An 8,620-nucleotide genomic window follows, 5' to 3' on the forward strand; every position below is an offset into this window, starting at 1 on the left:
CACGACGAGTCATCCGATTACATTTAGAAACGACCAAGTCAAAGAGTTTTTTCATCACGTGGTAGTCCAGATGGCTCGCCTTTTTTGAGAGAGTCGAATGGTTCACTTGCGGCAATCCATATTGCTCGCCTACATCCGCGCAGTGTCGGTAACTTTTAAATTCATTCATTGATGCGCAGATTAAGTATTTGATCAGGGTCAGCACATCAAGTTTACGAGCTGTATCTTTATAACCAATGGCCGTTTGAATAATTGCCCGTTCTTCTTCTGAAACAATTTTTTGAAGCAAATTCGGGAATGTGATATTCTTTTTCATAGGGACACCTTCTTGAGTATGTTTTCTACAAATTACATTCTACAAGATAGGTGCCCTTTTTTGTATGCTTTTTTTGGATTTTATTGGTTAATCAACACGCATGTTATTTTTTAGAAAATTCAATGTTTGTTTTTAAGATAAATAAAATTAATTATTTTTAGATTATGGTTTTTGTTATTTTAACAAAATTTGCAATTAGCGTTGTAAACCCTTACTTAATTACTATAAATTCTCTTAAAGAAACGGTTGTGAGATAAAGATTATATTTACTTGAGGGACGTGCATCGTTGCTTATTATGATTTGAGTATATGCATCTTTGCCTAAGAGCTAATCAAAGAACTTTACATGATTTGGGATAGAGTTCTCCCATAAAACTAGTTTCCCTTTTTGATTATATGCATGGCTGCAATGCCTGAAATAATGGCTTTTTCCGGACGAACCGAATTTAACCCTAGCATTGGAGTAATAAGCTTTCTAATAAAACGGTGATCTTGTTCGAGAATATCGTGGGGATATTTAGTTTCCATTATTTTGAGCTCTTGAGGCATCTTTTTTTCTTCTTTTTACTTATGGTTAGCAATGGAAAAATTGGATTTTTATCTGTTGTGATCACACTAGCCATAGAAACATATGAAAAGGACAAAGCTTTCTTAAAAAAGCATTTGGATGCCTATTTATTGCTTATTTTACTAAGATAAAAATTAATGGTGTTTCCTTCAGGTTCAACAGCGCTATAGAGATACATCCACTGCCCTTTTACTTCTATATAGGTCTCATCGACTCGTCAAGAATCATCGGTTGACCTAAGATAATGCCGTACTTGCTCATCTAATTTAGGGCTATATTGCTGAACCCAGCGTACGATCGTTGTACAAAGCATGGAGAGTCCTCGTTCTTCTAGCATTTCCACCAATCCACGAAACTGAGATTGTACTGTAGGTACCATCTTACGGTTAACAAAATGGTATCTGGTTGGTAATGGTATTTTCATATTGTTTAATTGTAAGAATCTTATCAATTAATGCTGCAATTTTAGTTCTTATAGTATGAACTATGTAAACTAGCATTGAATATGATATACATCATTAAATACAAAAAGCTACTTGCGTTAAAGTAGCTTTTACAAACAACCCATTATTATATATAAGAGTGTAAACATATAATAAATTATCTTTTTCTAGTTAAATTATAATTACCTGTATTTTTACTTTTATCATATGCATTATCAATATATTGATTTGGATCTTTAAGGAAATCCTCTTCATTAACCAAAGAAATATATGAACCTGTTAAAGAATTTACAATTTTACATACATCACAAGTATATTCAGGAGGTTCTTGGTTGAACCTATTCTTGTGTATAATGTCGTAGAGGTATTCATTATTTGTATGTATGGAACTATGTCCATCATGATTTGTTACAGAAGACCTTAACCAAGAATATCCACCATTATGTTTCATAACAATGCCTAAGACACCATTGGTACCAGAGGTGCGATCATTTCGTTTTATTTGTTTGAGTGAATATTCAATCTCCCAATCAATCCACTTGCTTAGTTTCATATTTGGAGAGATTATAACAATAGTAACTGAGGTAGAATAAATCATGTCTTTTAATTTATCTTTGATATAATCAGTTGTTCTATCGGACATATCGGGTGATTCGCTAGTTTCCCCTTGATAATATTCAGCATCTTCTCCTAAAGATTCCAAAATTTTATCTCTTAAATCCTTACTTTCGGAATATTTATAAGATATGAAGGTTTTACGTGCCAAATTAATTTCCCCACTTTTATTTTTAGTTAATAAATATATTGAATTAATGCTTTGCTAATTGGCTAATAATTTTTATTACAGTTTCAATTAGTTCCTCTGGGGTTTTTGTATCATCACCCAAATCGTTATACAAGGGCTTTAATTTTTCAATTCCAACGTACTTATCAAAATCTTTCATAACCTCTTGCCACAATTCGTTAGATGTAAAACCAGTTGCGCCTATTGGGATAGGAATCGCCCCATTTTCTATAGAAATCTTAAATTCTTCGTTCATTCCACTAGCACCAATTACCTTTTTCGTTTTCATATCGATCTTGTTTCCGAATATAAAGATAGCAATACCGACATTAGAAAGCATTTCTTTGCGATATTTAGTCCATAATTCAGACTTAGAAATTTGTCCAGTTGTGACTTGTGGAAATGGTCTGCACTTAAGTCTTTCTTCTACCTTGTTATTTTGACTTGAATAAAGTTCTTCTAATGCACCTGAAATAATGCAACTTCCTATTCCTAAACCAAAACCAGAAACAACATTATTATTACTTTTGATAAGGGATCTACTCAATAATGTACTAAACTCAAATGCCTGTGTTTCGCTCCATCTGCCGTAATCGCTTGCACTACCCGATACAAAAATATTTTTTCTCTTTACAAGTGAAGAGACATGATGCAGAATATCTGTTACATCAGAATAATTGTCAACTAACAGAACCTTGATACCGTACCTTTTTAAGTCTTTAATTTTTAAGTCTTGTTTAATTTCTGCATATAAGAATTCTTCCTCATTTTTATACTCATTTATATCTATCTTTTTCATAAAGCAATAATGGGTTCTCGTATTCGTATTTAATAAAATCCTAATTTTACTTAAAATTTGAGATAAATTAGGGTCATCAAAACTAAAGCCGATAAATAAAAATGTCTTAGATACTAAATCCCCGCGCAGGGCCGTACTGAATATCTCCCTCTTTTGATCATACCCCTCATAATCATCTTTGGTTAAAACTGCATCATGAGGCAAACTACTATCTCCATGCATTTTATAAACCTTTGCATCACTTCCTGGTACTGAATAAGTTAAGTTTTCAGATGTTATCTTTTTATCTACTTTTTTACCTGTTGCCTCTAAAGTGGATTCAATTAATTGATCATAATTTGTTGTCCAATATGTATCAATAGGTAACTGGGATAAAATCTTATGATTTTCTGTTATGGATACACTTTTAGTAAATTCATCAATCAATACTTGATTTATTTTGTTTCTCCCATTAAACTCGTTGACATGATATTGTGCTACGGCTATTAAATCTGCTTCCTGATCAATATCCAATTGTAAATCTTCAGCCACGTCCCGTAATAAGTCTTTCCAGTCTACATGGCCAGCTGGACGTGAAAGACCCGCACCCGCAAATATTGCGGCATTTGAGTCTTGGATTTCTTTTACATAGGTTCTTAAAAATTCCTTAATGCTTGCATCATACTTCAAATTCTCATATCCCCTCTATGTATAATAATTGATAAAGGACGGGAATCCTTCATTAATTATTATACATTATTTTACTAACGATGGTTCAAATGTAACGTTTTAATTATAGAAATAATACAAAGTTTAATAGTAACAATTAGCTATATAAAGAAAAAAGGTCATTGTTATATAGCATATGCATAAAAAAGCTGTTTTTCGTGCACCAGGAAGCGAAATAGTAACGAAAATGACAGAAATATTGGAGCGTATTGAGAAGGAGTTGTAACAGGGTTATAGAAATACCGTGTTTATTATGTATTTCTTCGAAAATAAAGTGAAAGAATTATAAATGTGTTATAATAATGTTGCAACAAACGCAACAAATAATTATATATTGTTTACTTTTGTTCTGTTGCGTCATTAAATAAAATTAATTAAACATACAATAAAAACAGCCGAAGTGCTACTAACACTTCGACTGATTTTTATATAGCTGTTAGCAAGAATAATTGGCTGGCAGTGATATACTCAGAAATGATCTACTCAATAGCCGCCCAAAGCTTAGGAGTGGGTCATTTTTCTTTATTAGAACTGTTATTATTGTCGTCTTTTATAAACTTTAATAAAGCAAGTAAAAAAGTTCCACCTGCAAATAACACCATCAGCGTCTCATTAATGGGTATCACTCCTCTCTTAGAAGCTCAACCCTAAATATTCTTAGCTAACACCTAAATATTATTATAGCATGTTTTAAACTGGTGAATGCGTCCAAACAAGGTAATAAAATTTCTATATATATGTTATAACTAAGTTCACGAACAAATTCAATACAAGGTACAAAATTTGATATTAGAGCTCGTATTGAGATCAAACTATAATCCGTGGTATACTTTCCGTATGAATTAACGGAGGGATCCCCATTGGAAGATAAATTCGATTTGATTTTGACGGCAATAAAAGAACTTTCTAGCGAAGTATCTGCAATCAAAAGTGATGTACATTTACTTAAAGAAGGTCAAGAACGTATAGAAAAACGCCTAGATAGCATCGATAACAAAATCGCAGGCATTCCAGATAGCTACGAAAACCTAGAGAACTTCGTTGGTAAGCAGCAACGTATTATTGACGAATTGTCAGCTAGATCTGTAGAACATGGCGTCGAGATAAAAACTTTAAATAAAATAGTTCGTAATCAATAGACGCTCATATTAGCGTCTTTTTTATTACCCATCCAGCTTAAATTTTGTGGCGGAATTCTTTTTCTGTGAGTAAATTGCGGAGCCTTGACGGAGAGGAATAAGGGGAGTGCCTCTGGAGAGTCTAAATGTATGAAAAGGTTTATTATTTATAGGACGTCTAATAAGATTTATATTATCTATTAAATAGACGACTTTTCATTAGTTTTTATATAGTCTAGAGGGTGTTGCAAAACTCATAAATATTCAAAAATGAATGCATAAAAGAATCCGTCTTCTTGGAAGAATGATAGTACCCTAAACTATCTCCAGAAAGGACGGATTTACTAGTATGATAACCAATTTCGAAGAAAATCAATCCCTTTTACACATTTTATTTGCTTACGTAGACAGTTTAACAGTGGGACCTGTTCCAGCTGGCACAGGTCGTCCGCCTATTTGTCGTAAAGCCTTACTCAAATGTTTCTTCGTAAAAACTGTCTTTCAAATCCATTCCTTACGGAAATTAACTCGTTTCTTACATCAATATCCTTTATTTCGTGCATTCTGTGGTTTGTCTGCCGTTCCTCATATCTCTACATTTTCACGTGTAGGTACTTGGTTTCGTGAGAAAGGCATCTCATTGATTCATGAACACGTTCTTCAAGAAATGAATGTAGGGCTAATTCCATGTGTTTTAATCGACAGCACTGCTTTACGGAGTAGTCTATATGACTCGCAAGCAAAGTGGGGAATGTCTACCCGATACCGTTGGTATAAGGGCTATAAGGCTCATATTTGTTCCACACCGGAAGGTGTTATTTTGTCATACGCTTTTACAACAGCAAATGTACATGATAGTCAAATGGCTCCTGTATTGCTTCAACATGTAAAAGATCGAAACGTTTTGTTTTCGATTGCTGATGCTGCGTATGATAGTCAGCATATTTATGAAGCTGCAAGTGCATGCAATATCTTTCCTGTGAATCCACTCAATCCACGAAAAGGGAAACAGACGAAAATTTCTCATCGTCGTGTACTATCAACTTTTTTACAAACAACGTTTGGCAGACAATTGATGAAAGAGCGTGGAAAAATTGAACAACAGTTTAGTAAACTAAAAGATCAAGGGTTGGAGCAGCCTCGTTGGTATGGACAAAATCGCTATCTGTTGCATGTTCAGCTAGTTTTTCTGATTCATAACATTGCATATTTATTTTAGTTTTGCAACACCCTCATTTGTTATTATTAATAAGGTTTTTAATTAATTTAATAGAATGAAGGAAGACAAATGATATATCTTATTTCAGCAGCATTAATTATTTTAGGAAGTGTAATCATAATTTTTTTAATTTCTTTAACAAATGATAAAGAGAACAGCGAAAAGATGGATAAAAAGCAAGGTCTATTTTTCTTTCTTTTAGATTTCACTACTACAATTTTAGGTATGGGTAATGTTCTTTTACCAATAGGACTAATCTTTTTAGGTATTTTACTCCTTATTTATCATTAATTTTTCACTACCTATAGTACCGGTTATGTTAACTAACTTTGTATGGAGTATACATAGGGTAATTGAAGAGTATTAAAGTATATGGAAAAATAATTGAAGGATTTTTATTTTTTAATACTATGTAAAAGGATCTATTTAAATAGATAGTTTCAACCAAGGAGGAAACAAATGCGAGATTGTCCTAAAGAATTAGACTTCATTTCATTATTTGAATGTATTCCACTTAAAAAGGACCAAAATGAGAACTTTTTGTACGATGAGTCCACTTTTATCTTTACGAACGAAATAAACAGGTTTGAAGTAAAAATCTCACCATTCTATAATTCTTTCTCGCTTTTAGTAACGGATTTAGAAGACGATGAAATCTTTTACTACAGTCTCGAGTCGGTTACAAAGGTTGAAATCGTGAATGATAATAAAGAAAGTAAAGCAATTCGATTATTTATAGATCAAGGAATTGACCGTTTTATAATGATTATGGATTTAGTATTTAGACCCAAATTTAAAGTTGTACTAAAAGAGGTTTCAGATTCCTAGAAGGAACATAAAATATATAAGCTATACACCTTTAGTAAGGAGATTTAATGAGAAAATACATAATATTAGATATGCCTATAAATGACATTAAGAAAGTTATGATAGTGGACATCAAAGATGAAGTAAATATGTTTCTTTATAATACGTCAGATGATGTACCTTCAATTGGAGACTATAGTTTTGAAACATTACAAGAAGCTGAAGACTTTTTTAGCAAGGAATTTTCAAAAGAAAAAGATAGTATAGCTTCTTGGATTTATGTACCAAATCCAACTAAGGATTGTCAGGAAGATATTATTAAACCAGTAAGAATTAAAGCTATAAATACTTGTAATCCTCAATGGGGAACTTATGAGGAATTAGTAAACGGAAAGTGGATAGACATTAAGTTTTAGCATACCTACTACCCATAACGCACTTAGGGCCACTAAGGGGGTGTTTCATGAGTTCTTATGAATATCAATCAGTAATGAATAACACTAAATGGCAAGAAATTAGAAATGCAATGAACGATTGTTCTATAAATACAATTTGGAGAATACAGAATTTCAAAACTAAGTATATAAGTAATTGGGATGGAGATTGGTTTTATCATTTCAAAGGTAATTATAAAAGCATTGAGTGGTTAGAAATAAAGATCGAAAATTTAGAAGAGAAGGATCAGTTGATAAATATACTTAGAACAATTAACGTACCAGGAGAAGCAAAAGGTGATGTTATAAAAGTTTATGGTTACGTTCAAAACAGCAATTCTGTAAACTATTTATAAATCGCTAAAGGTTCTTGTAATCCGTTTTATGGTAACTACAAAGCGAAAAAGCTATCTTTGGGGAAGATAGCTTTTTCTACTGATAAATAAAATTAGGTTGTACGTGGAGTCCTACAAGACTTCTCCCGTAGTTTGCTCAATTTAATACACTTTATTCTTATACAACATATTCATTGCTTTTTCTAACAGTAAAATGTCTTCTTTCATCATTACTTTCATATCTTTGAGATCTAATTGAATATATTCTTCTGTTAAACGTTCTAATTCCCTCACGAACAGAGATCCAGTGTAGTACCCGGAGTTTTTCACCAATACATATCTCCTTTGTGTGTAATTACTATATTCAGTTCCCTTTTATTCAGATTAGCAACCAATAAAAGTAAATTCCCTAAAAAAATAATCCCTTGCCCCTATAGGCAAAGGATTTTTTAAATTTATTAGAATAGGGGGAATACGTTACTAGTCTGGACAGATTTGTAGATTCATATACATATATCTTTAAAAATAAATGTTGTGATCAACTCTATTTTTTAGAAAGTAACCTTACTTAAGCTCTTTTATTAGCTAAGTAAATGTTAAAGTATTTCGCTAATTATTGATGTTTCACTATTTACACCTAATGACGACAAATACAACGTTCTTCTATAACTCTCAATCGTCTAAAAAGGTACACTTTTTTGGACTATGGAAAAACCATTGCTATTGAGTCTATTTAATTGGATTGTCAACACTAAACTAGACAGTTTTCTTAAGGTGCGTAAATTTGTATTCCACTGGACTTAAATAATCTAAAGTACCGTGGATGCGTAGATGGTTAAACCAGTGCACATAATCTGTAAACTCTCTTTGTAACTCTTCTAAGCTATCAAAATGACGTTTCTTTACGAACTCTGTTTTGATGATTTTGAATGTTGCTTCTGCTACTGCATTATCATACGGACAGCCTTTCAAACTTAGAGATCGCTTGATGTTAAACGTTTCTAGGGCCTCATCAATGACTTGGTTCTTATATTCTCTTCCTCGGTCAGTATGGAACATTTGAACCGTATGTAAATTACCTTTTATTGA

At 32.4% G+C, this 8,620-nt stretch carries 11 protein-coding genes and 2 pseudogenes; 6 read left to right on the forward strand and 7 right to left on the reverse strand.

The features are described from left to right. The 5 genes and pseudogenes from AS180_RS20355 to AS180_RS24125 all read right to left on the reverse strand — a co-directional run. Positions 1–316: pseudogene (locus AS180_RS20355) on the reverse strand (IS4 family transposase); the annotation flags it as partial. A gap of 328 nt (positions 317–644) precedes the next feature. Then, positions 645–1,280 (reverse strand): annotated as a pseudogene (locus AS180_RS20360) (IS6 family transposase). 204 nt (positions 1,281–1,484) lie between these two features. Then, on the reverse strand, positions 1,485–2,093 hold the full coding sequence (locus tag AS180_RS20365) for a TIR domain-containing protein (RefSeq protein ID WP_025908634.1): 609 nt from the start codon (positions 2,091–2,093) through the stop codon (positions 1,485–1,487). A gap of 43 nt (positions 2,094–2,136) precedes the next feature. Continuing rightward, on the reverse strand, positions 2,137–3,579 hold the full coding sequence (locus AS180_RS20370; RefSeq protein ID WP_025908633.1) for an SIR2 family protein: 1,443 nt from the start codon (positions 3,577–3,579) through the stop codon (positions 2,137–2,139). Between the two features lie 551 nt (positions 3,580–4,130). After that, the gene (locus tag AS180_RS24125) at positions 4,131–4,244 is read right to left on the reverse strand and encodes a putative holin-like toxin (RefSeq protein ID WP_220387618.1); all 114 of its coding nucleotides are present in this window, start codon (positions 4,242–4,244) and stop codon (positions 4,131–4,133) included. Between the two features lie 234 nt (positions 4,245–4,478). Here AS180_RS24125 and AS180_RS20375 point away from each other — a divergent pair, with 234 nt between their 5' ends. From AS180_RS20375 to AS180_RS20400, 6 genes are all read left to right on the forward strand, one after another. Further along, positions 4,479–4,757, forward strand: coding sequence for a hypothetical protein (locus AS180_RS20375; protein ID WP_025908632.1), 279 nt, complete (start codon positions 4,479–4,481; stop codon positions 4,755–4,757). Between the two features lie 328 nt (positions 4,758–5,085). Continuing rightward, positions 5,086–5,955: an ISNCY family transposase gene (locus AS180_RS20380; RefSeq protein WP_025908656.1), complete on the forward strand. Its 870-nt coding sequence runs from the start codon at positions 5,086–5,088 to the stop codon at positions 5,953–5,955. A gap of 69 nt (positions 5,956–6,024) precedes the next feature. Continuing rightward, positions 6,025–6,246, forward strand: a complete 222-nt coding sequence (locus AS180_RS20385) for a hypothetical protein (RefSeq protein WP_025909460.1) — start codon at positions 6,025–6,027, stop codon at positions 6,244–6,246. 168 nt (positions 6,247–6,414) lie between these two features. Next, positions 6,415–6,783, forward strand: coding sequence for a hypothetical protein (locus AS180_RS20390; RefSeq protein WP_025909459.1), 369 nt, complete (start codon positions 6,415–6,417; stop codon positions 6,781–6,783). 47 nt (positions 6,784–6,830) lie between these two features. After that, positions 6,831–7,178 (forward strand): hypothetical protein, encoded by a 348-nt coding sequence (locus AS180_RS20395; protein ID WP_025909458.1) that lies wholly within the window; start codon positions 6,831–6,833, stop codon positions 7,176–7,178. Positions 7,179–7,225: 47 nt separating this feature from the next. Further along, complete coding sequence (locus AS180_RS20400; protein ID WP_025909457.1) at positions 7,226–7,552, forward strand: DUF6678 family protein; 327 nt, start codon at positions 7,226–7,228, stop codon at positions 7,550–7,552. Positions 7,553–7,693: 141 nt separating this feature from the next. Here AS180_RS20400 and AS180_RS23380 read toward each other — a convergent pair whose 3' ends face one another. Continuing rightward, positions 7,694–7,861 carry a hypothetical protein gene (locus AS180_RS23380; protein ID WP_175384225.1) on the reverse strand — a complete coding sequence of 56 codons (168 nt, stop codon included), beginning with the start codon at positions 7,859–7,861 and terminating at the stop codon, positions 7,694–7,696. A 426-nt stretch (positions 7,862–8,287) separates the two neighbouring features. Beyond that, on the reverse strand, positions 8,288–8,620 hold a 333-nt coding region (locus tag AS180_RS20405), incomplete at its 5' end, for an IS3 family transposase (protein ID WP_139109256.1).

This window comes from Priestia veravalensis (genome assembly GCF_001457055.1).
GTDB lineage: Bacteria > Bacillota > Bacilli > Bacillales > Bacillaceae_H > Priestia > Priestia flexa.